Raw genomic sequence first — 25,415 nt, forward strand, 5'->3', positions numbered from 1 at the left:
CGACTTCCCGAGACCGACCCACGAGACCCTCATGCATCACGACACCAGTTCGATCCTGACCGCGCCCCGCGACGTGCCGTCGTCGGCGGCCACGCTGGCGGGCGATCCGCTCCCGGCGTGGCAGGCACCGCTGCGACGGTGGCTGGCGCGGGTCCGGCATGGCCGCCTGACGCTCATCTGGCCGGATGGCCGGCGGCTCGAGGTCACCGGCCCCGCGCCGGGACCGCGCGCGGAGCTCCGCCTGCATCGGTGGCGGCCGGTGCTGCGCCTGCTGATGGCGGGCGACCTCGGGCTCGCGTTCTCCTACCGCGACGACGACTGGAGCTCGCCCGACCTGACCGCGCTGCTGATGTTCGGCGTCGCCAACGAGGCGGCGCTGGGCGGCGTGACCGCGACGCGCGGCCCGGCGCGCTGGCTCTCGCGGTGGCGCCATCGCGCCAATGCGAATACGCGGCGCGGCAGCCGCCACAACATCGCCGCCCATTACGACTTGGGCAACCGGTTCTACGCGAAGTGGCTGGACGACTCGATGCTCTACTCGAGCGCCATGTACGGCGGTGAAGAGACCGCTGCGGGGGACGTGTCTTGCGCAGACGGGGCCGCGACGCCGGACGACGCATCGCTGGAGGCCGCGCAGGCGCGGCGGCTCGACCGCATCGTCGAGCTGCTGGACCTGCGCGCGGGCCAGCGGGTGCTCGAGATCGGTTGCGGCTGGGGCACGCTGGCGGCGACGCTCGCCCGGCGCTGCGGCGTGGAGGTCGTCGGCGTGACCTTGTCGACCGAGCAGCTCGCCTTCGCGCAGCAGCGCGCGGCCGAATGGGGCGTCGCCGCGCAGGTCGACCTGCGCCTGCAGGATTACCGCGACATCGAGGGGCGCTTCGATCGCATCGTTTCCATCGAGATGATCGAGGCGGTCGGCGAGGCCTACTGGCCGACCTACTTCGCCACCCTGCGGGACCGGCTGAAGCCGGGCGGCCGGGCGGTGCTGCAGGCCATCACGATCGACGAGGCGCACTTCGAGCGCTACCGCGCCAGTCCGGACTTCATCCAGCGCTGCATCTTTCCCGGCGGCATGCTGCCCACGCCCGAGCGCATGGCCCGGGAGGCGGCGCGCGCCGGGCTGGATTTCCACACCGAGGCCCGCTTCGGCCGCGATTACGCGAGGACGCTGGCGGAATGGCGCCGGCGCTTCCTGGCCGAGTGGCCGGCGATCGAGGCGCAGGGCTTCGACCTGCCGTTCCAGCGGCTGTGGACCTACTACCTGAGCTACTGCGAGGCGGGATTCCTGGCCGGACGCGTCGACGTGGGGCTCTATCGCCTGACGCGCGGCACCTGAGGCCGCGAGGTCCTGCTACACGCGGTAACCTGCGCGCCTTGGCGCCACGGGGACGCCGCGCGGTGGATGAGTAGCATCGACCGCCTGTCTCCGCCGTCCTCCTTCCAACCCTTCGCCCCGATGTACGACCGTCCGTTCACCGCCCAGTCCCTCGATGTCGCCATCTCCGAGCTGCTCGCCGCCACCTCGGACGGCTTCGATCCGGAGCTCGACGCGCGCATCACCCAGGTGCTGCGCGGCCTGCGCGAGCAACTGGGCATGGACGTGGTGTTCGTGTCCGAGTTCCTGGAGGGCGAGCGGGTGTTCCGCTTCGTCGACGGCGAGTCCGAGATCGGCGTGCAGGTGGGCGATTCGGCGCCGCTGGAGCAGAGCTACTGCCAGCGCATCGTCGAGGGACGCGCGCCGCAGCTGATGACGAACGCGTCGGCGCTGGCCGAGGCGCTGCAGCTGCCCCCGACGCCGATCCCGATCGGCGCCCACCTGAGCGCGCCGGTCGTGCTGTCCGACGGCCGCATCTTCGGCACCGTGTGCTGCTTCAGCGCGCACCCGAACCCGGGCCTGCAGACCGAGGACCTCTCCCGGCTCAAGGGCTGCGCGCGCCTGGTCGCCCGCAAGGTCGAGGCGCAGGACTTCCTGGACACGATGCCGTTCGAGAACGATTGAGCAACTGGGCTCGGGGCGGCCGGGCAGGTGGCCCGGTGGGCGACTCGCTCACTTGAGCTTGTGATCCTCCCGCTTGGCCTCCTGCATCGCCTCGGGCTCGAGTTCCTCGGCGGCGCGGTTCAGGCGGATGAACAGGCCCCAGCCCGTCAGCAGCGCACCCACCGCCAGCACCATCGCCGCCGCGTGCAGCAGCAGCGTCGAGTCCGAATGCGCCGAGCGGAAGGTCGCCACCAGCGCCTCGATCGCGAGCGCGACCACGATCACCACCATGAAGCGCGACAGGAAACGCCGCACCCGCGTGGGCGCGCTGATGTGGGCGCTGCGGATCACCTCTTCCTCGGTGATCGTCTGCGCGATCTGCAGCGCCACCACGGCGGCCGCCAGCACGCCCATCGCCTCGATCACCAGCTGCGCGGCCTCGTCGTTCCAGTCCAGGTGCAGCGCCATCCAGGTTTCTTTCGCCGCGATGGCCAGCAGCAGCAAGGCCATGACGGTGAACAGCAGCGCCAGCGCGGCATGCACCACCGAGAAGCCGCGCAGCAGCAGCGGGACGGCGTCCTCGTCGGAGGGCCGAGGGTCCCGTGGAGGGGTGGGCGGCGCGGGAGCTTGCGAATCGGGGGAGGGCGCGGCTGGCTTCATGCGTCGGGTGGAGGCGGGGAGACGGCGGATGCGGTTAGGTGTGGCGAGGTGCGGGGCGTCGAGGGCGACGCGCCGGCCGGTCAGTTCCGGTCGGGCCGTATCGGCAGCGCGCCGGCGGGCTCGGCGGCCTCGGTGACGCGGCCGCTGGCCCGGCGGCTAGAGGGGGCGGTCGGGCGCTCGGCACGGGACGGGGCCGCGGCCTCCGGCCGGGGCTCGGGCGTGTCGACGGGGGGCGGAGGAGCCACAGGAGCCGGCGCGACCGCAGGGGCGGGCGTGGGAGCGGGCGTGGCTGTCGACGCCGCCGGTTGCTGGATCTGCGCCGCGTCCAGCGGTGGGCCCACGACGCCGGACTGCTTGCGGCTCGCGGCCGAGGAGGGCGGCGGTTCCTGCGTCTGGGCGATGGCCGCCGCGGCGACGACGGTCACCGACGCCGTGATGAGGGCGATGCGGAGGTGTTTCATGGCCGTATCCCTTCGACTTTCCGTTCGCGGGTCGGAACACGGGCAATCGGCGGACCCGGCACGGCGGTGGACCTGGCGGGATCGGCGCACGGACGCGCATGGACAGGGCGATATGCGTGATCGACTGCCGCTTGGGCGTCGCGGGAGGCTGGTACCCTGGCGCGAGCGACTCGCCGTTGAGACCCGCACGACTGAAGGAGGCCGCCGTGAAGACCATCGACGAGATGTTGAACCTCGACCTGATCACGCGGGAACAGCACCAGGAAATCGATGCCTGGATCGCCCGCTCCGACACGCCGGAGGACATCCTGGCGATGCCCGCCGCGCTCTGGCAGGCGGTCGAGCGCGCCAGCGAGGTCATGGGCGTGGACGCCGACCTGCTGCGCCCGCCCGCCCTGGATGCCGGCGGTCACGGGCTGGATTGAGCCGGGCACCCGCGCCGCCGCGCCGAGCCGCGCGCGACGCGTGTAAACTCCCGCCCTTCACCGTATTTCCGACGCTGCTCAAGGCAACCGGTCGCCCGCTCGGGCCCGAGGCCGGCGAGTCTGTGACTTCGGGCAGGTGTCTCTCGTTCATTACCGGAGCCAACATGGGCAACAAGATCGTCACCGAAGCCGACCGCAAGGCTTCCCCCCGTCCCGCCGCGCCCAAGGGCGTGACCGTCACCACGCACCGCGGCCAGAAGAGCAGCCTCGAGCGCGGCTCGCACACCCGCTCGAAGAAGAACCCGGGCAAGCGTCCGCACTCGGGTTGAGGTCGCGGGGAGCAAGACCCCAGCGACTCGACAACAGGCCCATGCCTCCCGGCGGGGCCTGTTTTGTTTTCTGCGACGTCCGGCCGCCCGCCGCGACCTCGCCCTGCTGCCCGATCAATCGCCATGATCCGCATCAACGAACTCCGCCTGCCCCTCGACCACCCCGAGGAGGCGCTGCGCGCCGCCGTCCTGCAGCGGCTCGGCATCCCCGACGCGCAACTCACCGCCTTCACCGTCTTCAAGCGCAGCTATGACGCGCGCAAGAAGACCGCGATGGTCCTGATCTATTCCGTCGACTGCGAGGTCGGCGACGCCGCTGCCGAGGCCGCGCTGCTGCAGCGCCACGGCGGCGACGCCCACATCAAGCCGTCGCCGGACACCCGCTACCAGTTCGTCGGCCATGCGCCGGCCGACTTCCACGCCGGCGAGCGGCCGCGTCCGGTGGTCATCGGCTTCGGCCCCTGCGGCATCTTCGTCGCGCTGATCCTGGCCCAGATGGGCCTGCGGCCGATCGTGCTGGAGCGCGGCAAGCAGGTCCGCGAACGCACCAAGGACACCTGGGGCCTGTGGCGCGAGAGCGTCCTGGACCCGGAATCGAACGTCCAGTTCGGCGAAGGCGGCGCCGGCACCTTTTCCGACGGCAAGCTCTACAGCCAGATCTCCGACCCGCGCTTCCTCACCCGCAAGGTGCTGACGGAGTTCGTCAAGGCCGGCGCGCCCGAGGAGATCCTCTACGTCAGCAAGCCGCACATCGGCACCTTCCGCCTGGTGAGCATGGTCATCAAGATCCGGGCCGAGATCGAGCGCCTGGGCGGCGAGATCCGCTTCCAGCAGAAGGTCACCGACCTGCTGATCGAGCCCGGCGCCGATGGCCAGCGCCAGGTGCGCGGCGTGACGCTGGCCTCGGGCGAGCAGATCCGCGCCGACCATGTCGTCGTCGCGCTCGGCCACAGCGCGCGCGACACCTTCACGATGCTGCATGCCCGCGGCGTCTACATGGAGGCCAAGCCGTTCTCGATCGGCTACCGCATCGAGCATCCGCAGTCGATCATCGACAAGGCGCGCTTCGGCCCCAACGCCGGCCATCCCCTCCTGGGCGCCGCGGACTACAAACTGGTCCATCACGCGAAGAACGGCCGCTCGGTCTACAGCTTCTGCATGTGCCCGGGCGGCACGGTGGTGGCGGCGACCTCGGAGCCGGACCGGGTCGTCACCAACGGCATGAGCCAGTATTCCCGCGCCGAGCGCAATGCCAATGCCGGCATCGTCGTCGGCATCTCGCCCGAGGACTACCGCCAGGACGGCAAGAAGGACGGCAGCACCGTCAATCCGCTGGATGGCTTCGCGTTCCAGCGTTATTGGGAGTCGCGCGCCTACGAGCTGGGCGAGGGCGGCTACAAGGCGCCGGCCGGCCTGGTGGGCGACTTCATCAAGCGCCAGCGCAGCACCGCGCTGGGCGGCGTCGAGCCGAGCTACAAGCCCGGCGTCACGATGACCGACCTGCAGCAGAAGGGTTTCGGCAGCCTGCCCGAGTACGCGCTCGACGCGATCCGCGAGGCGCTGCCCGCCTTCGAGCGCCAGATCCGCGGCTTCTCGATGAACGACGCGGTGCTGACCGGCGTGGAGACGCGCACGTCCTCGCCGCTGCGCATCACGCGCGGCAAGGACTACCAGAGCCTGAACGTGCGCGGCCTGTTCCCGGCTGGCGAGGGCGCCGGTTACGCCGGCGGCATCATGTCCGCCGGCGTGGACGGCATCGAGGTGGCGGAGGCGGTGGGCAAGTCCATGCTGGGCCTCCTCGACTGAAGCGCCTGCGCCGGCCGCTCAGCGTGGCGGCGACGGGTCCAGCGACCACTGCCCACTGGGCTGGTTGGGATCGCCGCTGCGGGTGAGGTAGGGCGACTCGCCGGACAGCCACAGATACTGGTTCCAGTAGAGGTTGCGCAGCCCCATGCCGGCTCGCGCCGGGGCCACGCTGAACGAGGCCTCGGCCGGCGACGCGTACAGCTTCACCGCGCCGGTCGCGGCGCGATAGCTCAGGAACAGGTCGCTCTGGTCCGCCGCCCGGAACCAGGAGGCGCCCCCGGCGCCGGACACCTGGACGAACTCCACCGGCGTCCCGGCCCGGTTGTAGAGCCAGGCGTTGTCGACCAGTCCGTCGGGCGCCGTCATCGTCTGCTGGTTGGCCAGGCTGCGCAGGCGCACCCGGTTCCCGCTGTCCGCCGCGGGGATGGGCGGCTGCCAGTTCTCAGGCGCCGGCAGCCAGCTCTGGTCCTTCCACCGCCAATAGAAGGGCAGGCGCAGCTGTGGATCGGCCAGGTCGCCATAGCCGTCCTGCGCCTCGATGTTGAACAGGCATTGCCTGCGGGCCTCCTCGAGCTCGCGCACGCGCACCATCTGGTCGCCGGAGGGCTCGCCCAGGCCGCGCATGCAGTCCGCCACGCTGCGGCCAGGTCCGCGCTGGTTCTGCGCCAGCACGTAGGTGGCGTCGCGGTGGGCCGGCTCGTCGTACCAAGCCTGCATCGCCTGGTCGTCGAAGCTCATCCAGTTCCTGGCGATCGCCTCGGCCTCCTCATTCGCCTTGGCCTCGCGCTGGCCGTAGGGCGTGCCCATCGTGCGGATGAAGGCGGCCCACAGGTCCTTGCTGGCCTCCAGCGCGACCAGCGCCGGCACCTTCATTTTGCTGGGCTTGTAGCCGGACCAGCCGCCTTGCAGCTGCGTGCCGGGACGCCAGATGACGTCGCCGCTCGCGTAGGTCAGCAACTGCCCGTTGTCATGGGTGTGCTGTTCGGAGCCGGCCGCGCACAGGTAGCTCTTGACCTGCAGCAGGCGCTCCAGGTTGGAGCCAGGGTCGCGGACCGTGTGCTCGGTGCTGAAGGAGTCCTGCAGCAGGTGCGCCGCCCGGCCCATCAGGTAGTAGTTGCGGTCCACGGTGTAGGACGTGCTGTAGGCGCCGCCGTCCCAGGTCCGCATCTGCGCGCGCGGCGCCATCGCGGCCGCCACGAAGTACCGCACGAAGCGCTGGCGCGACTGCTGCGCGGCATTCACGCCGCCGTCGCCGTTGCGGTCGTCGTAGCGGCGCATGAAGTGGTCGTACTGGACGTCCGGCGGCTCCTGCGCCACCGCGTCGAAGCAGTTGAACTGGTCCAGATGACCCTTGGCGACATTGGTGCCGCCCAGGTCCACCCAGCGCTCGCCCAGGATGGCGTCGAAGACGAACCGGTAAGTCGACTGGTAGCGCTGGTCCGGATAGGGCAGGGCGCGCAGCCGGGCCAGCTCGGCCTGCGTCGACGCGCCGCTCAGGTCCAGGTTCTTCGCCCGTCCCTGCGTCCAGTTGCGCCGCGGGTCCTGCGGGTCGGTCGGCATGATGGGATCGCCGCCGGTCAGCTCCAGCGCCGCCAGCCGCGTCAGCCATTCATGGCCCATCGGGATGCCGTTGCCCAGGACCACCCCGGCACCGCTTTGCGTGAAGGCGTAGGTGACCGCCGGCGGCAGCGCCGTGGCGATCGCCAGCGCCAGCGGCCAGAGGCCCCATCGCGGCCATGGCGGCCGGGCGGGCCGCCGCCAGCGCTCGCGGGGCGGTCCTGCGGGCGCGCGGCCGGTCGAGGTGCCAGGATGAGCCGCGGCGGCCCGGGTCGAGGACGGGAGCGGCCGGCGGTCGGCCGGGGTGGGCAGTGCCATGGTGAGAGCCTCCACGTGAAAGGGTGGAGCCACTCTCGGCCCGCGGGCCTTCCGAGGCACCCGGCGCCGGACCGGGGCGGGGCCTCGGAATGTCCGAGCCGGGCCTCGGTCCGGCGCGGGGAGGACTCAGCGCGCGGTCATCAGAGCGCCTGCCACAGCGTGGGCGAGCTCGCCGGCGTCCAGCCGGCGCCCACGTAGGCGGTGTGCGCCTGCAGGCAGCGGTAGGAACGCCCCTGGTAGCTCACCACCTGGCCGACCGTGTAGCTCGCGCCTTCCGTCCAGGTCGTGCCGGGCGGCGTGGTCGGAGGCGTCGTCGGCAGGAGGACGTCCATCGCGTAGCTCGCGCCCGAATTGGCGTTCTGCAGGTACACGTCCATCACCGTCGCGCCGCCGGGCACGACCACGACGCCGCCTTGCAGCGTGCCGATCTTGAGATAGGCGGAACTCTGGTTGACCTTCGTCGCGATCTGGCCGAGCCACGCCGATTTCGTCGCCGCCGCGGTCAGCGTGATCGAGGTCGTCTCCAGGTCGTTGCCCGCGCCGTTGAACACGCGCAGCTTCACCGTGCTGCCCGACGGCAGGTCCTGCGCCGCCGACACCTGGCCGATCTGCTTCAGGTCCGAGGGTGTGCCCGGAGGCGTCGTGCCGCCGCCGAAGTCGACGTCGGAGCAGGCATAGAAGGCTTCGGTGCTGTCCGAGCGCTGCCAGGCCGAGAACAGCACATGCCGGCCGGTGCGCTTGGGCAGCGTGAGCTTCATCGTGTAGATGGTCTTGCCGCTGGTGACGATCTGCTCCGGGCCGAGCTGCTGCACCTGCTCCAGGTCCGACCAGCGCAGCGGCGATGTCGCCGGGTTCCAGCCGTCGCGCGTGAGGAAGAAGGTCCAGTTCAGCGAGCGGTGCGGCGCGGTCGCGTTGTAGCGGTACTCGTACTTCCCATCCGTGCCCGGCGAGTAGGCCGTGGCGGGCCAGTCCGCCCGCGCCAGGTCGAAGCCCTTGAACTTCTCCTGCCCGCCGGCGCAGATCTTCAGGTCCGGCGCCACCGCCTTGTGATTGCCGTTGGCGTTGGCTTGGTTGACCCCGTTCCAGTCATAGATCGCCTGCTCGCCGCCATAGGCGATCGCCGCCTGGCAGGCCGGCAGCGAGGGGTTCTTGAAGCAGTTGTACTGGCGCGAGATCGGGAATTCCGGCGCGCCATGGGCGAACGCGGTGCTCGGGGCGACGATCGCGGTCAGCGCGGTCATGGTGGTTGACAGCGCGGCCAGCGACCAGGCGCCAGCGGTTCGGGCTCGGGATTGCATGCAAGTCTCCTGATTGAGAAGTGGAATGCCTGGATGAAGTGGCCCGACACAACACCAAAGCAGGACCACCATAGGACCCGATGCAGACCAATACAAGCTAAACAACGGTAACGGCCGTGGCTGAAAATCTTTGAGCTTTCGTTTCGGGCGAAGGAATTATCATGAACGCCCAGAGTCTTGCTCTCTGAGCGAAGGCTACAGTGCAACCCAGCCGCCGCCCCACCATGCGCCTCGACCTCACCACCCTGAACCTCGTGTTGGCGATCGAACAGACCCGCTCCATCACCCGCGGGGCCGAGCGCGAACATCTGGCGCTGGCCGCGGCCAGCAAGCGGATTTCCGACCTGGAAACCCGGCTGGGCGTGCAGCTCTTCGAGCGCCGCGCCCGCGGCGTCGAGCCCACCGAGGCCTGCCGGGCGCTGGTCCGCCACATCCGCTCGCTGCATGCGTCGCTGCACGCGCTGGAGAGCGAGGTCGTCGAATTCGCCCGCGGCATCAAGGGCCACCTGCGCATCGCCGCCAACGCCGGCGCGATCGCCGAGGCGCTGCCGCCCGACCTGGCCGCGTTCTCCCAGGCCCATCCGCAGATCCGCATCAGCCTCGAGGACCAGACCAGCGCCGAAGTCCAGGCCGCCGTGGCCGAAGGCCGCGCCGACGTGGGCGTCTTCACGACGCCGCTGCTGGACAACCGGCTGCAGACCTGGTCCTACCGCACCGGCCGGCTGGCGGTGCTGGTGCCGGCGGCGCACGAGCTGGCGGGGCGCGAGTCGGTCAGCTTCGACGACCTGCTGGATCACGACCTCGTCGGCCTGCACAGCGGGGCCGCGGCGCAGGAACTCATGATGCAGGAGGCCATGACCCGCGGTCGCACGCTGAAGGCGCGGCTGCAGGTGCGCGGCTTCGATGCGATCGCCCAGCTGGTCGAGGCCGGCATGGGCGTCGCGGTGCTGCCGGACGCTCCGGCGCGCCGTTTCGCCCAGGTCTTCGATGTCCGCCGGCTGGCGCTCGATGAAGCCTGGGCCCAGCGCGACTACGTGCTGGGCGTGGCCCGCCAGGAGCGGCTGCCCACCGTCGTGCAGCGCTTCGTCGACGCGCTGTGCCCGGCGGCCCGGGGCGAAGCGTCCGCCTCGACCCCGGCCTCTACCCCGGCCTCGCCCGCGACCTCGTCGACCCCCGTTTCCAAGGGCGCTTCCCGGTGAAGCGCCATTCCTGAAGTGATGGAGAGCCATCCCATGACCGCCAACATCGCCAACGCTGGTGCGCCACGCACCCTCTACGACAAGCTCTGGGACGAGCACGTGGTGCACGCCGAGGAGGACGGCACCGCCGTCCTGTACATCGACCGCCACCTGGTCCACGAAGTCACCAGCCCGCAGGCCTTCGAGGGCCTGGACCTGGCCGGCCGCAAGGTCTGGCGCCTGTCGGCCAACCTGGCCGTCAGCGACCACAACGTCCCCACCACGGACCGCAGCCAGGGCATCGCCGACCCGGTCTCGCGGCTGCAGGTCGACACGCTGGACAAGAACTGCGACCGCTTCGGCATCACGCAGTTCAAGATGAGCGACAAGCGCCAGGGCATCGTCCACGTGATCGGCCCGGAGCAGGGCGCCACGCTGCCCGGCATGACCGTCGTCTGCGGCGACAGCCACACCTCGACCCATGGCGCCTTCGGCGCGCTGGCGCATGGCATCGGCACCTCCGAGGTCGAGCACGTGCTGGCCACGCAGACGCTGCTGGCCAAGAAGGCAAAGAACCTGCTGATCAAGGTCGAGGGCCAGGTCATGCCCGGCGTCGGCGCCAAGGACATCGTGCTGGCCATCATCGGCCGCATCGGTACCGCCGGCGGCACGGGCTACACCATCGAGTTCGCCGGCAGCGCCATCCGCGCGCTGTCGATGGAAGGCCGCATGACCGTCTGCAACATGGCGATCGAGGCGGGCGCGCGCGCCGGCCTGATCGCCGTCGACGACACGACGATCCAGTACGTCAAGGGCCGTCCGTTCACGCCCACCGGCGTCGAGTGGGACCAGGCCGTTCAGTACTGGCGCACGCTGCATTCCGATCCGGGCGCGACCTTCGATGCGGTCGTCGAGCTGGACGCGACGCAGATCCGCCCGCAGGTGACCTGGGGCACCTCGCCCGAGATGGTCCTGTCCATCGAGGATCGCGTGCCCGATCCCGACAAGGAGAAGGACGCCGTCAAGCGCGGCGCCATCGAGCGCGCGCTGCAATACATGGCGCTGGAGCCCAACAAGGCGATCAACGACATCCGCATCGACAAGGTCTTCATCGGCAGCTGCACCAACAGCCGCATCGAGGACATGCGCGAGGCCGCGGCCGTGGTCAAGCGCCTGGGCGGCCGCGTGGCCAGCAACGTCAAGCTGGCGCTGGTGGTGCCGGGCTCCGGCCTGGTGAGGGCGCAGGCCGAGGCCGAAGGGCTGGACCAGATCTTCAAGGCCGCGGGCTTCGAATGGCGCGAGCCGGGCTGCTCGATGTGCCTGGCGATGAACGCCGACCGGCTCGAGCCGGGCGAGCGCTGCGCCTCGACCAGCAACCGCAACTTCGAAGGCCGGCAGGGTGCCGGCGGCCGCACTCACCTCGTCAGCCCCGCGATGGCCGCCGCCGCCGCGATGGAGGGCCACTTCGTCGACGTGCGACGCCTGGCCTGAGCGCCCGGACGCAGGAGCAACACATGGACAAGTTCACCGTGCACAAGGGCCTCGTGGCCCCGATGGATCGCGAGAACGTCGACACCGACGCGATCATCCCCAAGCAATTCCTGAAGTCGATCAAGCGCGGCGGCTTCGGCCCCAATCTCTTCGACGAGTGGCGCTATCTCGACCACGGCGAGCCGGGCCAGGATCCGGCCTCGCGCAAGCCCAACCCGGACTTCGTGCTGAATCAGCCGCGCTACCAGGGCGCCTCGATCCTGATCGCGCGCGGCAACTTCGGCTGCGGCTCCAGCCGCGAGCACGCGCCCTGGGCGCTGCAGCAGTACGGCTTCCGCGCGCTGATCGCGCCCAGCTTCGCCGACATCTTCTTCAACAACACCTTCAAGAACGGCGTCCTGCCGATCGTGCTGCCCGAGAGCCAGGTCGCACGCCTGTTCGACGAGGTCTTCGCCTTCCCGGGCTACCAACTGACCGTGGACCTGGAGCGCCAGGTCGTCGTCAAGCCCGATGGCGAGGAGTTGCCCTTCGACGTGCAACCATTCCGCAAGTACTGCCTGCTCAACGGCTTCGACGACATCGGCCTGACGCTGCGTCACGCCGACAAGATCAAGGCCTTCGAGGCCGAACGCATCGCCACCAAGCCGTGGCTCAACAACCGAATTACTCGCTGAGGACCCCATGAAGATCGCAGTCCTGCCCGGTGATGGCATCGGCACCGAAATCGTCGCGGAGGCCGTCAAGGTCCTGAAGGTCCTGGACCTGCCGCTGGAGATGGAAAGCGCGCCCGTCGGCGGCGCCGCCTACGAGGCCGCCGGTCATCCGCTGCCCGAGGCCACGCTCAAGCTGGCGCTGGCGGCGGACGCGGTGCTGTTCGGCGCCGTCGGCGACTGGAAGTACGACAAGCTCGAGCGCGCGCTGCGCCCCGAGCAGGCGATCCTGGGCCTGCGCAAGGCGCTGGGCCTGTTCGCCAACTTCCGCCCGGCGATCTGCTATGAGCAGCTGACCCATGCGTCCAGCCTCAAGCCGGAACTCGTCGCGGGCCTGGATATCCTGATCATCCGCGAGCTCACCGGCGACATCTATTTCGGTCAGCCGCGCGGCCGCCGCACCGCCGTCGATGGCCACTTCCCCGGCAGCGAGGAAGCCTTCGACACGATGCGCTACTCGCGTCCCGAGATCGAGCGCATCGCCCACGTCGCCTTCCAGGCCGCGCGCAAGCGCAATCGCAAGGTGACCTCCGTCGACAAGGCCAACGTGCTGGAGACCTTCCAGTTCTGGAAGGATGTCGTGACCGAGGTCCACCAGCAGTACCCGGACGTCGAGCTCGAGCACATGTACGTCGACAACGCCGCGATGCAGCTGGTCAAGGCGCCCAAGAAGTTCGACGTCGTCGTCACCGGCAACATGTTCGGCGACATCCTGTCGGACGAGGCGGCCATGCTGACCGGCTCGATCGGCATGCTGCCCAGTGCCTCGTTGGACAAGAACAACAAAGGCCTGTACGAACCGAGTCATGGCAGCGCGCCAGACATAGCAGGAAAGGGGATTGCCAATCCGCTCGCTACAATCCTGTCCGCTGCCATGATGCTCAAGTTCTCCCTCAACCAGCCCGAAGCCGCCGCTCGCATCGAGTCGGCGGTTCAGTCCGTGCTGGCCCAGGGTCTGCGTACCGCGGACATCTGGAGCGAGGGCACCCAGAAGGTGAGCACGCGCGAGATGGGTGATGCCGTCGTCGCCGCCATTGCGTCCAGCAAGGGCACGACCACCATTACCACGACCAAAACCATCAAGAGCTAGTCCGCTCCGGTTCGTCTCGCCCCCACTCACAAACCCGGCGAAGCGAGCCGGGCAGGCTCCTCAGGGTTTGTGACGGTGTTTGGGCGACATGCCCGGCCAGCAGTGCCGGGCCTCTTCAAGGAACGCAAATGACGACTTTGGTTGGACTGGTGGGTTGGCGCGGCATGGTCGGCTCCGTGCTGATGGACCGCATGGCGCAGGAGCGCGATTTCGACCTGATCGAGCCGCTGTTCTTCAGCACCTCGAACGCCGGCGGCACCGCTCCGTCGTTCGCGAAGAACGAGACCGCGCTGCAGAGCGCCTTCGACATCGAGCAGCTCAAGCGCTGCGAGATCATCATCACCTGCCAGGGTGGCGACTACACGAACGAGGTCTACCCCAAGCTGCGCGCCGCGGGTTGGAACGGCCACTGGATCGACGCCGCGTCCTCGCTGCGCATGGCCGACAACGCCGTGATCGTGCTGGACCCGGTCAACATGCCGGTGATCAAGAACGCGCTGGCCAAGGGCGGCAAGGACTGGATCGGCGGCAACTGCACCGTCAGCTGCATGCTGATGGGCGTGGGCGCGCTGTACAAGGCGGGCCTGGTCGAGTGGATGTCCACGCAGACCTACCAGGCGGCCTCGGGCGGCGGCGCGCAGCACATGCGCGAGCTGCTGACCCAGTACGGCACGCTCAACGCCGCCGTGCGTCCGCTGCTGGACGACCCCAAGAGCGCCATCCTCGAGATCGACCGCCAGGTCATCGCCAAGCAGCGTTCGCTGTCGGCCGAGGAAACCGCCAATTTCGGCGTGCCGCTGGGCGGCTCGCTGATCCCGTGGATCGACAAGGACCTGGGCAACGGCACCTCCAAGGAAGAGTGGAAGGGCATGGCCGAGACCAACAAGATCCTCGGCCAGGGCGAAGGCTTCGGCTCGCCGGCCGTGCCGGTCGACGGCTTCTGCGTGCGCGTGGGCGCGATGCGCTGCCACTCGCAGGCGCTGACCTTCAAGCTGAAGAAGGATGTGCCGCTGGCCGACATCGAGGCCATGATCGCCGCCGACAACGAGTGGGTGAAGGTCGTCCCCAACACCCGCGAGGCCACGATCAAGGACCTGACGCCCGTGGCCGTGACCGGCACGATGACCATCCCGGTGGGCCGCCTGCGCAAGCTGGCGATGGGCCCGGACTACCTCGGCGCGTTCACGATCGGTGACCAGTTGCTGTGGGGCGCGGCGGAGCCGCTGCGCCGGATGCTGAGGATCCTGCTGGATCGCTGAGCCAGGGGTCGGGAAGCGGTGGCGTGCCACCGCTTTTTTTCGCTCCGATGAGGGAAAGCGAGCACGGCGCTCGCGTTGCCTTCTAGCGACAAGGCCGTAACCACCTGTGAATCGAGGCTGGCTCATGGATGTTATTCATGAGCTACCTCAGCAACGATGCGTATATGCTTGCCACCGTTGTGATTTTCTACCGCGGGATGGGCAGGGAGCCTGCGCGGCGCATGAGTCGCACAACAACAATACGTCATGACGAGCGGTCCTCCGGGTGGGCCGCTTTGTTGCTTTGGGGGACGCCTTGAAAAAACATGCGAGCGCATATGCGCGTTTTGCGCTGAGCCAGGTGGCCGCGGTCACCGCGTTGGGACTGGCGGCGGGCTCCGCCTGGGGTCTGGGACTGGGGAAACTGACGGTCCAGTCGGCGCTCGGCGAAACGCTGCGCGCCGAGATCGACGTCAGCAGCCTGAGCCCTGAAGAGGCGAGTTCGCTGAAGCTGCGCGTCGCGCCGCCGGAGTCCTATCGCGCCTCGGGCCTGGACTACAACGCGGTGCTGGCCAACACGCAGGTGCAGTTGGCCCGCCGCTCCGACGGACGCCCCTACCTGCGCCTGTCCAGCGACCGCGCGGTGCAGGAGCCCTTCGTCGACGTCATCCTCGAGCTGAACTGGTCCAGCGGCCGCCTGACCCGCGAGTTCACGCTGCTGTTCGATCCGCCGAGCAACAACGTCGCGCGTCCCGCCGAACCGACCACCTCGCCGGTGATCTCGGCCCCGGCGCCGTCGCCGGCGACCGCGCGCACGCAGGCGCCGGTGTCTTCCGCGCCGGCCACCCCGGTCAACCAGCCGCCCGCGCCGGCCGTGACCGCGCGCACGCCGCGTCCGGCACCGGCCCCGTCCGCAGCCCCGGCCGCTCCGGCGCCGGCCACGGACGCATCCGAATACACCGTCAAGCCGGGCGACACGCTGTCGCGCATCGCCTCGCGCACCCAGCCCGCGGGCGTGTCGCTGGACCAGATGCTGGTCGGCCTGTACCGCAGCAACCCCGACGCCTTCATCGGCCAGAACATGAACCGGCTGAAGTCCGGCGCGGTGCTGTCGGTGCCGGGCAGCGAGTCGGTCCAGTCGATCACGCCGCAGGAGGCACGCCGCGTCATCCAGGCGCAGAGCAGTGACTTCGGCGGTTACCGCCAGCGCCTGGCCGAAGCCGCGCCGACGCTCAAGCCCGACGAGAACGCCCGCCAGGCCAAGGGCTCGGTGCAGGCGGCCGTCGAGGACCGCAAGCCGGCGACCTCCGCCACGCCCGACAAGCTGACCTTGAGCAAGCCCAACGTCGCCACCGGCGGCGAGGCCAAGGTGTCCAAGGACACCGAGAAGAAGGACTCGGCGGCGCGCGTCGCCGAACTGACGCGCAACGTCGAGGAGCTGAAGAAGCTCTCCGCCGCCGCGAAGCCGTCCGCGCCGACGGCGACCGCCGCCGCACCGGCCCCCGCGCCCGCTCCGGCGCCTGCTCCCGCGCCAGCACCCGCCCCGGTGGTGACGCCGCCGGTGAGCGTGGCCGCGAACGTGCCGCCCGCTTCGGAAGCGCCTGCCGCCGCGTCCGCGCCGGCCTCGGCCGCCGTGGCCGAAGCGCCGGCCTCGCGTCCGGTCGCCGCGTCGGCGCCGCGCGCCGTGCCCGCGCCGCACGCGGAACCGGAGGAGCCCAGCTTCCTGGACTCGCTCGGCGACTACCTGCCCGCGCTGGTCGCGGCACTGGCGGTGATCGCCGGCGGCATCGGCTACAACCGCTGGCGCGCCCGCCGCGACGCGGCTTCCCGCTCGGAGACCGCCTTCGCCGAGAGCCGGCTGGCGCCGGATTCTTTTTTCGGCCATAGCGGCGGCCAGCGCGTCGACACCCGTGACGCGTCGACCACCGGCCAGTCGTCGATGAGCTACTCGCTGAGCCAGCTTGACGCGATCGGCGACGTGGACCCGGTCGCCGAGGCCGATGTCTACCTGGCCTACGGCCGCGACCTGCAGGCCGAGGAAATCCTGAAGGAAGCGCTGCGCGCCAATCCCGAACGCCTGGCCATCCGCCTGAAGCTGCTCGAGGTCTACGGCAAGCGCCGCGACATCAAGGGCTTCGAGCAACTGGCCGTGCAGCTCTACGCCGAGACCAAGGGGCAGGGCGAGGACTGGACCAAGGTGCAGGAACTCGGCCGCCAGGTCGATCCGGAGAATCCGCTGTACCAGCCCGGCGGCGCGCCGACGATGTTCGAGAGCGACGATGAGCGCCCCGAGCCGATGAACGCCAGCACGCTGCCCGCCGCGGGCCTCGCGCACCCGGGCAGCGGCGCGATCGCCCGCGCCGCAGCGGCCGCCGCGGCCGCCGCGCCGCGCGACAGCGGTCCGTCCAGCCTGATGGATCTGGACCTCGACCTGGACCTGGCGTCGCCGCCCGCACCGGCACCGGCCATGGCCGCCACGCAGGCGCTGCCGTCGTCCGCCAGCCAGGCGCCGATGAACATGGATCTGGACCTGAGCACGCCGCCGGCGGCGCCGGCCCCGTCCAATGCCCGCGAGCTGGAGTTCGACCTCGGTGACCTGGACGACCTGGACGACCTGGGCGGCGCGCCGGCCCCGGCGCCCGCGCACGATCCGTCGTCGCTGGACTTCGACCTGTCGAGCATCGACCTGGACCTGCCGTCCGACGCGCCGGCGAGCCCTGGGAAGTCGGGCCAGTCGTTCGAGACCCAGGACATCGCCTCGATCGACCTGCCGGCCCTGGACGCGCTGCCGGACACCCGGCCGACCCCGGACACGATGAGCCTGGATGACCTGGGCGTCGACCTGGACAGCATCGACCCGAACGACGACGAGGCGCTGCAGCGTCAGCTGGAGCTGGCCGAGGAGTTCCGCCAGATCGGCGATACCGAAGGCGCGCGCGACGTGCTGCAGGAGCTGGTCGGCAAGGCCTCCGGTCCGGTGCGCGATCGCGCTCAGCAGATGCTGGACCAGCTTCGCTAAACTGCGGCCGGTTCACGACAAGGCGCTCGGCCTGGCCGGGCGCCTTTTCTTTTTGGCGGCTTCCTTTCGAGTTCGGAGACCTGCATGCGCGTGGCGCTGGGCGTGAGTTATCGCGGCGAGGCCTACAAGGGCTGGCAGAGCCAGCCCGGCGGCGGCACGGTGCAGGACGCGCTGGAAGCGGCGCTGGCGCAGTTCGTCGCGCAACCGATCCGCACCATCTGCGCCGGCCGCACCGACACCGGCGTCCATGGGCTCAACCAGGTGGTCCACTTCGATTCGCCGGTGGCGCGCGAAGCCTTCTCCTGGGTGCGCGGCGTCAACCGCTACCTGCCGCGCGACATCGCGATCCAATGGGCCGCCTTTCCCGGCGAGGACTTCCATGCGCGCAACTGGGCGCGCGGCCGCCGCTACTGGTTCCTGCTGCTGGAGTCCAACGTGCGCCCGTCCATCCAGGCCGGCGGGGTGGGGTGGACCTTCCGCCCGCTGGATGGCGAGGCGATGCGCGACGCGGCCTCGCGCCTGGTCGGCGAGCATGACTTCAGCTCCTTCCGCTCGTCGGAGTGCCAGGCCGCCTCGCCGGTGAAGATCCTGCACGGCATCCGCATCGAGAAGCGCGGCGCCTACTGGCGCTTCGAGTTCGATGGCATCGCCTTCCTGCATCACATGATCCGCAACATCATGGGCTGCCTGGTCGCGGTCGGTGCCGGACAGAAGCCGCCCGCGTGGATGGACGAGGTGCTGGCGGCGCGCTCGCGCGACGCGGCGGCGCCGACCTTCCCGCCCGACGGGCTGTACTTCGTCGGCCCGACCTACGACGACCACCTGAACCTGCCGCGGCACACCGCCGCGATGGACTGGTTGCCGTGAGCGGAGGCCTCGCCGTCCGAGAACCTGCCTAGACTGGCGTCCCATGAGCCGAACCCGAATCAAGATCTGCGGCCTGACCCGCGAAGCCGATGTCGATGCCGCCGTCGAGGCCGGCGCCGACGCGATCGGTCTGGTGTTCTACGAGAAGAGCCCGCGCGCCGTGAGCATCGCGCGCGCCGCCGAGCTGGCGCGGCGCCTGCCGCCGTTCGTGACGCCGGTGGGCCTGTTCGTCAACGCCGCGCCCGCGGCGATCGAGGCGGCGCTGGCCGCGATCCCGACGCTGACGCTGCAGTTTCACGGCGACGAGTCGCCCGAGGACTGCGACCGCTGGTCGCGCCCCTATCTGCGCGCGGCGCGCATGGCGCCGGGCTTCGATTTGCTAGACTTCGCGACTCGTTTCTCCCGCGCCCAGGCCGTGCTGGTCGACGCCTTCGTCGACGGCTACGGTGGAGGCGGAAAGGTCTTCGATTGGTCACTGCTGCCTCCAAGCGTTCCCTCTCCGGTCGTTTTGTCTGGTGGGTTGAGTGCAGCCAACGTGATCGATGGCGTGCGGCAGGTCCGGCCCTGGGCCGTTGACGTCAGCTCCGGCGTGGAGGCCGCCAAGGGCCTCAAGGACGCCGTGAAGATCCGCCAGTTCTGCGATGCCGTGCGCGAGGCCGACCGCCTGAAGTCGGCCTGATTCCGCTTCGAAGCGCGCGCGGGCATCCTCATAGAGGACCCCTCATGTCCAAGACCATTCCCGATTCGATCCCGTTCGTCACGGGACCGCTGGCCGGCTATGCGCAGCCCGACGCGCAAGGCCGCTTCGGCCCCGTGCCGACCGCCAACGCCCATGGCTACTACGGTGGCCGCTTCGTCGCCGAGACGCTGATCCATGCGCTCGACGAACTGAACGAGGCCTACGCCCGCTACAGCCAGGATCCGGAGTTCATCCGCGAATTCCAGTACGAACTGGCCCATTTCGTCGGCCGCCCGAGCCCGATCTATCACGCCCGGCGCCTGAGCAGCGAGCTGGGCGGCGCGCAGATCTTCCTCAAGCGGGAGGACCTGAACCACACCGGCGCGCACAAGGTCAACAACACCATCGGCCAGGCGCTGCTGGCGCGCCGCATGGGCAAGAAGCGCGTCATCGCCGAGACCGGCGCCGGCCAGCACGGCGTGGCCACCGCCACCATCTGCGCCCGCTACGGGATGGAATGCGTCGTCTACATGGGCTCGGAGGACGTGAAGCGCCAGTCGCCCAACGTCTACCGGATGAACCTGCTTGGAGCGAAGGTCGTCCCGGTGGAATCCGGCTCCAAGACGCTCAAGGACGCGCTCAACGAGGCGATGCGTGACTGGGTCACCAACATCGAGTCGACCTTCTACATCATCGGCACCGTGGCCGGCCCGCATCCGTATCCGATGATGGTCCGAGACTTCCAGCGCATCATCGGCGACGAATGCCTGGTCCAGATGCCGCAGATGATCGGCAAGCAGCCCGATGCGGTCATCGCCTGCGTCGGTGGCGGCAGCAACGCGATCGGCATCTTCTATCCCTACATCCCGCACCAGGACGTGCGCCTGATCGGCGTCGAGGCGGCGGGGCAGGGCGTCGACACGCCCAAGCACGCGGCCACGCTGAGCGCCGGTTCGCCGGGCGTGCTGCATGGCAATCGCACCTACCTGCTGCAGGATGATGCCGGCCAGATCATCGAGACCCACTCGATCTCCGCCGGCCTGGACTATCCCGGCGTCGGGCCCGAGCACGCCTACCTGAAGGACTCTGGCCGTGCCGAATACGTCGGAGCGACCGACGCCGAGGCGCTCGCCGCCTTCCACCGGCTGTGTCGCACCGAGGGCATCATCCCGGCGCTGGAATCGAGCCACGCGCTCGCGCATGCGATCAAGCTCGCGCCGGCGATGCGTCCCGACCAGCACCTGCTGGTGAACCTGTCCGGCCGCGGCGACAAGGACATCGGCACCGTCGCCGACCTGTCGGGCGCCGAGTACTTCGACCGGCCCTCGATGGCCGGCCACGCCGTGAAGGGAGGTGCCCAATGAGCCGCATCCAGGCCACGTTCGAGCGGCTGGCCGCCGCGGGCCGCAAGGCGCTGATTCCCTACGTCACCGCCGGCGATCCGTATGCCGACGTGACGGTCGAGCTGATGCTGGCGATGGCCCAGGCCGGCGCCGACGTCATCGAGCTGGGGGTGCCGTTCTCCGATCCGATGGCCGACGGCCCGGTGATCCAGAAGGCCAGCGAACGCGCGCTGGCCAAGGGCATCACGCTGGCACGCGTGCTGGAGATGGTGCGCGAGTTCCGTCGCCAGGACGACGCGACGCCGGTCGTGCTGATGGGCTACGCCAATCCGGTGGAGCGCTTCGGCCTGGAGCGCTTCGTCACCGAGGCCAAGGCGGCCGGCGTCGATGGCGTGCTGGTGGTCGACTATCCGCCCGAGGAGTGCGAGGCCTTCGCCACCGCGCTCAAGGCCAAGGGACTGGATCCGATCTTCCTGCTGGCGCCGACTTCCACCGACGAGCGCGTCGAGCGTCTGGGCCGGCTGGCCAGCGGCTACGTCTACTACGTCTCGCTCAAGGGGGTGACCGGCGCCGGCCACCTGGACACCGGCGCCGTCGCCGACGCGATGCCGCGCCTGCGCCGGCATGTGAAGGTGCCGCTGGGCGTGGGTTTCGGCATCCGTGACGGGGCGACGGCCGCCGCCGTGGCCCGGCATGCGGACGCGGTGGTGATCGGTTCGGCCCTGGTTCAGCTGATCGAGGTGCAATCCAGGGATAATGTCGCGATCCAGGCTGCGGCCTTCATCCGAGACATCCGCGCCGCGCTGGACGCCTGAGCGGGGCAATCTGCCCCGCTTTCGCGTTTCGCGACAGACATAGGAGCCCGCCATGAGTTGGCTTGAGAAACTTCTTCCGCCCAAGATCCAGCAGACCGACCCCGACCAGCGCCGCACGGTGCCGGAAGGCTTGTGGATCAAGTGCCCGTCCTGCGAGACGGTGCTCTACAAGACCGACCTCGAGCAGAACGTCAACGTCTGCCCGAAGTGCGGCCACCACCACCGCATCGGCGCCCGCGCCCGCCTGGACGCGTTCCTGGACGGGGAAGGGCGCTACGAGGTCGGCCAGGAGGTGCTGCCGGTCGACGCGCTGAAGTTCAAGGACAGCAAGAAGTATCCCGACCGCCTCAAGGAAGCGTTGGAGAACACCGGCGAGACCGACGCGCTGGTCGTCATGGGCGGCGCGGTGATGAGCATCCCGGTCGTCGCCGCCTGCTTCGAGTTCGACTTCATGGGCGGCTCGATGGGCTCCGTGGTCGGCGAACGCTTCGCGCGCGGCGTCGAGACCGCGCTGGAGCAGAAGACCCCCTTCATCTGCTTCACCGCCACCGGCGGCGCGCGGATGCAGGAAGGCCTGCTCTCGCTGATGCAGATGGCCAAGACCAACGCGGCGCTGACGCGCCTGGCCAAGGCCAAGCTCCCCTACATCAGCGTGCTGACCGACCCGACGATGGGCGGCGTCTCGGCGAGCTTCGCGTTCGTCGGCGACATCGTCATCGCCGAGCCCAAGGCGCTGATCGGCTTCGCGGGCCCGCGCGTGATCGAGAACACCGTGCGCGAGAAGCTGCCCGCCGGCTTCCAGCGCGCTGAGTTCCTGATGGAGAAGGGCGCGATCGACATGATCGTGGACCGCCGCAAGCTGCGCGAGGTCGTGGCCCGCAACCTGGCCATCCTGCAGCGCCAGAGCGCCGACGCGGTCGCCTGACGGCGCGCCGCCGAACCGCCCGCGGCGGTTCCGGTCCTCAGCACGGCCAGACCCCTCCCGGTCTGGCCGTCTTCATTTGAGCCTTGGACATTCCGATGACTTCTTCCCCGAACGACCTGTCGATCCCGCAACTGGCCCCGGGCGGCGACGCCCAGCCGGTGCTGGAGGCGTGGCTGTCGCGCTGCGAGCGGCTGCATCCCAAGGAGATCGACATGACGCTGGCCCGGGTCGCCGAGGTGCGCGACCGGCTGGGCCTGCGCTTCGGCGCGGACACGCCCGTCGTCATGGTCGCCGGCACCAACGGCAAGGGCTCGACCTGCGCGATGCTGGAGAGCATCGCGCTGCAGGCCGGCTACCGCGTCGGCCTCTACATCAAGCCGCACCTGGTGCACTTCCAGGAGCGCTGCCGCGTCGGCGGGGCGCCGGTGGATGCCGCGTCGCTGCTGCCGCATTTCGAGGCCGTCGAGCGCGCGCGCGGCGAGTTGACCCTGACCTATTTCGAGTTCACGACGCTCGCGATCCTGCACCGCCTGGCCGCGGAGCCGCTGGACCTGGTGATCCTGGAGGTCGGCCTGGGCGGGCGGCTGGACGCGGTCAACGCGATCGATGCCGACTGCAGCGTCATCACCAGCATCGACCTGGACCACACCGAGTACCTGGGTCCGGACCGCGAATCGGTCGGCCGCGAGAAGGCGCACATCATGCGGCCGGGCAAGCCGGTGATCGTCTCCGACCCGATGCCGCCCGCCTCGATCGCCGCGCATGCGGCCTCGATCGGGGCCGACCTGCGCCAGCTGGGCCACGATTTCACCTATTCGGGCGACCGGCAGCAGTGGCAGTGGGCGGGGCGCTCGCGCCGCTACAGCGGCATGTCGTATCCGGCGCTGCGTGGCGTGAACCAGCTGCTGAATGCCTCCGGCGTGCTGGCCGTGTTCGAGGCGCTGTACGAGCGGCTGCCGATCTCCGCCCAGGCGGTACGCGCCGGCCTGGCGCTGGTGGAGCTGCCGGGGCGCTTCCAGGTGATCCCGGGCTCGCCGATGCTGGTGCTGGACGTGGCGCACAACCCGCACGCGGTGGCGGCGCTGGCGCAGAACCTGGACCAGATGGGCTTCTACCCGCGCACCCGCGCGGTGTTCGGCGCGATGGCCGACAAGGACCTGGCCAACATCCTGGCGCGGATCTCGCCGCTGATCGATCACTGGCACTTCTGCGACCTGCCGATCGCCCGTGCGGCGAGCGCCCAGGCGCTCCAGCAGCGCTTCGACGAGGCCCGCGCCGCCAGCGCGCTGCAGACGCCGAAGGAAGTGGGCAGTTCTCTGCATCCGGACCCCGCGTCGGCGCTGGCCGCCGCGGCGGCCGAGGCGGACCCCGCTGATAGAATTTTGGTCTTTGGTTCGTTCTTCACCGTGGGCGGCATCCTCAAGCACGGCATCCCGAGATTGGGCGGCGGCGTCCAGCCGGAAGCCGCGCCCTGAGGGACCGCCCATGCCGCGCCAACCGCGCGTTGAACGCGTCGCAACGCTGCATTCGAATCTGTCGCGATTGAAGTCGGCGGCCCTGTCCGCAGATGCGCCAGGGCCGCTTTCCGCTCCGGGGCGGCGCGGCACCAACCAGGTCTTCCGAGTACATGGGATTTCTTTCCTTCCTGAAGCGCGGCGAAGCGAATGAGGCCGGCGACCGCGGTGCCGAGCGGGGGCGCGCCGGCGACGGTGGCCGTGGCCGTGCCCGCGGTGGCGCCGAGGCGGTGGACGACGTCCAGCAACTGCGCCTGCGGGCCCGGCGGCGCCTGATCGGTGCGGCGGTGCTGGTGGGGGTGGCGGTGATCGTGTTCCCGCTGCTGTTCGAGACCCAGCCCCGCCCCATCCCGGTGGACCTGCCGATCGACATCCCGCGCAAGGACGGCGCCGCGCCGCTGAACATCCCGGCGCCGACCGCCCAGACCGCGCGTCCCCCGGCCGCCGATGGCGATGCCGGTCGCGGCATCATCACCGAGTCCGCCGAGCAGGCCGCCGCCGACCGCGCGGTGCCGCCGCCCCAGACCGCGACGCCGGAGCAGCAGGTCGCGCAGGCGATGCCGCCGACGCGCATGGCGACGCAGCCCGACGAACGCGCCACGATGGCCGAACCGGCACGCCCGGCGCGCGTCGAGCCCAAGCCGGAGTCCAGACCCGACACGCGGGCCGAGTCCAAGCCTGAAAGCAGCAAGCCCGAAAGCAGCAAGCCGGAGCGCAAGCCCGAGCCGAAGCCCGAGGCCAAGCCGGAGCGCAAGCCCGAAGCCAAGCCCGAATCGAAGCCCGACACCCGGTCGGCCGACGCCGCCCGCGCGCAGGCCTTGCTGGAAGGCCGGTCCGCGTCGGACCGCAAGCCCGATGCCGCCGCCGGCGGCGGGCGCTTCATCGTCCAGGTGGGTGCTTACGCCGACGGCAAGGCCGCCCAGGACGTGCGCGCCAAGGTCGAGCGGCTCGGGTTGAAGACCTACACGCAGGCGGTCGAGACCGCCGACGGCAAGCGCATCCGCGTGCGGGTGGGGCCGTTCAATTCGCGGGACGAGGCGGACAAGGTCGCGGCGAAGGTGCGCGGCGGTGGTCTCTCCTCGGCCGTGCTGACGCTCTGACGGGCCGGCACGGAGACCAGGACGATGCCCGGCCATGAACGCTTCGCGCCCCGATCGCCAGTTGCCCGTCGCGGAGCACCGCGATGAACTGGGTCGACATCGCGCTGCTGAGCCTGCTGGCGATCTCGGTGCTGCTGGGCGCCTGGCGCGGCCTGGTGTTCGAGCTGATGACGATCGCCGGCTGGGGCGTGGCCTACCTGGCCTCGCCCTTCGTCGCCCCGTTCATCGAGCGCTTCATCCCGCCGGAGAAGGTCGGCCCGGCGCTGATCCATGCGCTGGGACTGGTGCTGGGCTTCATCCTCGTCCTGCTGGTGTGGGGCCTGGGCGCGAAGCTGGTCCGGGCGCTGATTCACGCGACGCCGCTGGGCGTGATCGACCGGCTCGGCGGCGCGGCCTTCGGCGTGCTGCGCGCGGTGCTGCTGGCGCTGCTGGCCACCGTCATCGTCGGCATGACACCGGCGGTGCGCTCGCAAGCCTGGACCGAATCGCAGGCCGCGCCCTGGCTGCAGGCGGCGCTGACGCAGCTGCGGCCGCTGTTGCCGGCGGCGCTGCACGACTACATTCCGGCCTGAGCGTCACGAGCGCCCGGGTCTTCGCTTTCCTCCCGTTTCCAG

23 protein-coding genes are annotated in these 25,415 nt (G+C 70.1%); 19 read left to right on the forward strand and 4 right to left on the reverse strand.

The window, feature by feature from the left end; genetic code table 11:
* Nucleotides 1-31: 31 nt before the first annotated feature.
* Both BM393_RS08185 and BM393_RS08190 read left to right on the forward strand, forming a co-directional pair.
* Entirely contained in the window at nt 32-1,336 is a 1,305-nt protein-coding gene (locus BM393_RS08185) for a cyclopropane-fatty-acyl-phospholipid synthase family protein (protein ID WP_091724305.1), read from the forward strand.
* A 120-nt stretch (nt 1,337-1,456) separates the two neighbouring features.
* Nucleotides 1,457-1,999 carry a GAF domain-containing protein gene (locus BM393_RS08190; RefSeq protein ID WP_183479095.1) on the forward strand — a complete coding sequence of 181 codons (543 nt, stop codon included), beginning with the start codon at nt 1,457-1,459 and terminating at the stop codon, nt 1,997-1,999.
* Nucleotides 2,000-2,047: 48 nt separating this feature from the next.
* On the opposite strand, the gene BM393_RS08195 is transcribed toward BM393_RS08190, so the two are convergent.
* Nucleotides 2,048-2,488, reverse strand: a complete 441-nt coding sequence (locus BM393_RS08195; RefSeq protein ID WP_254783400.1) for a hypothetical protein — start codon at nt 2,486-2,488, stop codon at nt 2,048-2,050.
* A gap of 230 nt (nt 2,489-2,718) precedes the next feature.
* On the reverse strand, nt 2,719-3,099 hold the full coding sequence (locus BM393_RS08200) for a hypothetical protein (RefSeq protein WP_091724307.1): 381 nt from the start codon (nt 3,097-3,099) through the stop codon (nt 2,719-2,721).
* Between the two features lie 206 nt (nt 3,100-3,305).
* Here BM393_RS08200 and BM393_RS08205 point away from each other — a divergent pair, with 206 nt between their 5' ends.
* The 3 genes from BM393_RS08205 to BM393_RS08210 all read left to right on the forward strand — a co-directional run bounded on the left by BM393_RS08205 (nt 3,306) and on the right by BM393_RS08210 (nt 5,659).
* On the forward strand, nt 3,306-3,524 hold the full coding sequence (locus tag BM393_RS08205) for a hypothetical protein (RefSeq protein ID WP_091724308.1): 219 nt from the start codon (nt 3,306-3,308) through the stop codon (nt 3,522-3,524).
* A gap of 164 nt (nt 3,525-3,688) precedes the next feature.
* Nucleotides 3,689-3,853 (forward strand): hypothetical protein, encoded by a 165-nt coding sequence (locus BM393_RS25645; protein ID WP_175538227.1) that lies wholly within the window; start codon nt 3,689-3,691, stop codon nt 3,851-3,853.
* Between the two features lie 123 nt (nt 3,854-3,976).
* A complete protein-coding gene (locus tag BM393_RS08210) occupies nt 3,977-5,659 on the forward strand; it encodes an NAD(P)/FAD-dependent oxidoreductase (RefSeq protein WP_091724309.1) in 1,683 nt (560 codons plus the stop codon).
* 18 nt (nt 5,660-5,677) lie between these two features.
* Here the strand turns inward: BM393_RS08210 and BM393_RS08215 are convergent, their stop codons facing one another.
* The gene (locus BM393_RS08215) at nt 5,678-7,534 is read right to left on the reverse strand and encodes a hypothetical protein (RefSeq protein WP_091724310.1); all 1,857 of its coding nucleotides are present in this window, start codon (nt 7,532-7,534) and stop codon (nt 5,678-5,680) included.
* Between the two features lie 140 nt (nt 7,535-7,674).
* Complete coding sequence (locus tag BM393_RS08220) at nt 7,675-8,832, reverse strand: lytic polysaccharide monooxygenase (protein WP_175538228.1); 1,158 nt, start codon at nt 8,830-8,832, stop codon at nt 7,675-7,677.
* A 224-nt stretch (nt 8,833-9,056) separates the two neighbouring features.
* Between BM393_RS08220 and BM393_RS08225 the strand changes: the two genes are divergently transcribed.
* The 14 genes from BM393_RS08225 (at nt 9,057) to BM393_RS08290 (ending at nt 25,373) form a co-directional block, all read left to right on the forward strand.
* Nucleotides 9,057-10,031: a LysR family transcriptional regulator gene (locus BM393_RS08225; protein ID WP_091724312.1), complete on the forward strand. Its 975-nt coding sequence runs from the start codon at nt 9,057-9,059 to the stop codon at nt 10,029-10,031.
* 33 nt (nt 10,032-10,064) lie between these two features.
* Complete coding sequence (leuC, locus tag BM393_RS08230; protein WP_091724313.1) at nt 10,065-11,501, forward strand: 3-isopropylmalate dehydratase large subunit; 1,437 nt, start codon at nt 10,065-10,067, stop codon at nt 11,499-11,501.
* Nucleotides 11,502-11,524: 23 nt separating this feature from the next.
* Nucleotides 11,525-12,175: a 3-isopropylmalate dehydratase small subunit gene (leuD, locus tag BM393_RS08235; RefSeq protein ID WP_091724314.1), complete on the forward strand. Its 651-nt coding sequence runs from the start codon at nt 11,525-11,527 to the stop codon at nt 12,173-12,175.
* Nucleotides 12,176-12,182: 7 nt separating this feature from the next.
* On the forward strand, nt 12,183-13,301 hold the full coding sequence (gene leuB, locus BM393_RS08240; RefSeq protein ID WP_091724315.1) for a 3-isopropylmalate dehydrogenase: 1,119 nt from the start codon (nt 12,183-12,185) through the stop codon (nt 13,299-13,301).
* A 128-nt stretch (nt 13,302-13,429) separates the two neighbouring features.
* The gene (asd, locus tag BM393_RS08245; RefSeq protein WP_091724316.1) at nt 13,430-14,560 is read left to right on the forward strand and encodes an aspartate-semialdehyde dehydrogenase; all 1,131 of its coding nucleotides are present in this window, start codon (nt 13,430-13,432) and stop codon (nt 14,558-14,560) included.
* A gap of 295 nt (nt 14,561-14,855) precedes the next feature.
* The gene (locus BM393_RS08250) at nt 14,856-17,558 is read left to right on the forward strand and encodes a FimV/HubP family polar landmark protein (RefSeq protein WP_254783277.1); all 2,703 of its coding nucleotides are present in this window, start codon (nt 14,856-14,858) and stop codon (nt 17,556-17,558) included.
* An 84-nt stretch (nt 17,559-17,642) separates the two neighbouring features.
* Nucleotides 17,643-18,425, forward strand: a complete 783-nt coding sequence (truA, locus tag BM393_RS08255; RefSeq protein ID WP_091724318.1) for a tRNA pseudouridine(38-40) synthase TruA — start codon at nt 17,643-17,645, stop codon at nt 18,423-18,425.
* Between the two features lie 43 nt (nt 18,426-18,468).
* Nucleotides 18,469-19,104, forward strand: coding sequence for a phosphoribosylanthranilate isomerase (locus tag BM393_RS08260; protein WP_091724319.1), 636 nt, complete (start codon nt 18,469-18,471; stop codon nt 19,102-19,104).
* 89 nt (nt 19,105-19,193) lie between these two features.
* Nucleotides 19,194-20,468, forward strand: coding sequence for a tryptophan synthase subunit beta (gene trpB, locus BM393_RS08265; RefSeq protein WP_404932590.1), 1,275 nt, complete (start codon nt 19,194-19,196; stop codon nt 20,466-20,468).
* On the forward strand, nt 20,465-21,262 hold the full coding sequence (gene trpA, locus BM393_RS08270; RefSeq protein WP_091724321.1) for a tryptophan synthase subunit alpha: 798 nt from the start codon (nt 20,465-20,467) through the stop codon (nt 21,260-21,262). Before trpB ends, trpA begins: the two co-directional genes overlap by 4 nt.
* Before the next feature lie 52 nt (nt 21,263-21,314).
* Nucleotides 21,315-22,187, forward strand: a complete 873-nt coding sequence (gene accD, locus BM393_RS08275) for an acetyl-CoA carboxylase, carboxyltransferase subunit beta (RefSeq protein WP_091724322.1) — start codon at nt 21,315-21,317, stop codon at nt 22,185-22,187.
* Between the two features lie 95 nt (nt 22,188-22,282).
* On the forward strand, nt 22,283-23,662 hold the full coding sequence (gene folC / locus BM393_RS08280) for a bifunctional tetrahydrofolate synthase/dihydrofolate synthase (protein ID WP_091724323.1): 1,380 nt from the start codon (nt 22,283-22,285) through the stop codon (nt 23,660-23,662).
* 152 nt (nt 23,663-23,814) lie between these two features.
* A complete protein-coding gene (locus BM393_RS08285) occupies nt 23,815-24,801 on the forward strand; it encodes an SPOR domain-containing protein (RefSeq protein ID WP_091724324.1) in 987 nt (328 codons plus the stop codon).
* Between the two features lie 83 nt (nt 24,802-24,884).
* Nucleotides 24,885-25,373 (forward strand): CvpA family protein, encoded by a 489-nt coding sequence (locus BM393_RS08290; RefSeq protein WP_091724325.1) that lies wholly within the window; start codon nt 24,885-24,887, stop codon nt 25,371-25,373.
* Nucleotides 25,374-25,415 lie beyond the last annotated feature (42 nt).

Source organism: Mitsuaria sp. PDC51 (genome assembly GCF_900113225.1).
Classification (GTDB): Bacteria; Pseudomonadota; Gammaproteobacteria; order Burkholderiales; family Burkholderiaceae_C; genus Roseateles.

Excerpts from the sequence above, each read along its gene's own strand:
- BM393_RS08260 (WP_091724319.1), top strand. The coding sequence starts at position 18,469 with ATGAGCCGAACCCGAATCAAGATCTGCGGCCTGACCCGCGAAGCCGAT.
- BM393_RS08195 (WP_254783400.1), bottom strand. The coding sequence starts at position 2,488 with ATGGCCTTGCTGCTGCTGGCCATCGCGGCGAAAGAAACCTGGATGGCG.
- truA (WP_091724318.1), top strand. The coding sequence starts at position 17,643 with ATGCGCGTGGCGCTGGGCGTGAGTTATCGCGGCGAGGCCTACAAGGGC.
- BM393_RS08290 (WP_091724325.1), top strand. The coding sequence starts at position 24,885 with ATGAACTGGGTCGACATCGCGCTGCTGAGCCTGCTGGCGATCTCGGTG.
- asd (WP_091724316.1), top strand. The coding sequence starts at position 13,430 with ATGACGACTTTGGTTGGACTGGTGGGTTGGCGCGGCATGGTCGGCTCC.
- leuB (WP_091724315.1), top strand. The coding sequence starts at position 12,183 with ATGAAGATCGCAGTCCTGCCCGGTGATGGCATCGGCACCGAAATCGTC.
- accD (WP_091724322.1), top strand. The coding sequence starts at position 21,315 with ATGAGTTGGCTTGAGAAACTTCTTCCGCCCAAGATCCAGCAGACCGAC.
- BM393_RS08225 (WP_091724312.1), top strand. The coding sequence starts at position 9,057 with ATGCGCCTCGACCTCACCACCCTGAACCTCGTGTTGGCGATCGAACAG.
- BM393_RS25645 (WP_175538227.1), top strand. The coding sequence starts at position 3,689 with ATGGGCAACAAGATCGTCACCGAAGCCGACCGCAAGGCTTCCCCCCGT.
- BM393_RS08210 (WP_091724309.1), top strand. The coding sequence starts at position 3,977 with ATGATCCGCATCAACGAACTCCGCCTGCCCCTCGACCACCCCGAGGAG.
- folC (WP_091724323.1), top strand. The coding sequence starts at position 22,283 with ATGACTTCTTCCCCGAACGACCTGTCGATCCCGCAACTGGCCCCGGGC.
- BM393_RS08200 (WP_091724307.1), bottom strand. The coding sequence starts at position 3,099 with ATGAAACACCTCCGCATCGCCCTCATCACGGCGTCGGTGACCGTCGTC.
- leuD (WP_091724314.1), top strand. The coding sequence starts at position 11,525 with ATGGACAAGTTCACCGTGCACAAGGGCCTCGTGGCCCCGATGGATCGC.
- BM393_RS08215 (WP_091724310.1), bottom strand. The coding sequence starts at position 7,534 with ATGGCACTGCCCACCCCGGCCGACCGCCGGCCGCTCCCGTCCTCGACC.
- leuC (WP_091724313.1), top strand. The coding sequence starts at position 10,065 with ATGACCGCCAACATCGCCAACGCTGGTGCGCCACGCACCCTCTACGAC.
- BM393_RS08285 (WP_091724324.1), top strand. The coding sequence starts at position 23,815 with ATGGGATTTCTTTCCTTCCTGAAGCGCGGCGAAGCGAATGAGGCCGGC.
- BM393_RS08220 (WP_175538228.1), bottom strand. The coding sequence starts at position 8,832 with ATGCAATCCCGAGCCCGAACCGCTGGCGCCTGGTCGCTGGCCGCGCTG.
- trpA (WP_091724321.1), top strand. The coding sequence starts at position 20,465 with ATGAGCCGCATCCAGGCCACGTTCGAGCGGCTGGCCGCCGCGGGCCGC.
- BM393_RS08185 (WP_091724305.1), top strand. The coding sequence starts at position 32 with ATGCATCACGACACCAGTTCGATCCTGACCGCGCCCCGCGACGTGCCG.
- BM393_RS08190 (WP_183479095.1), top strand. The coding sequence starts at position 1,457 with ATGTACGACCGTCCGTTCACCGCCCAGTCCCTCGATGTCGCCATCTCC.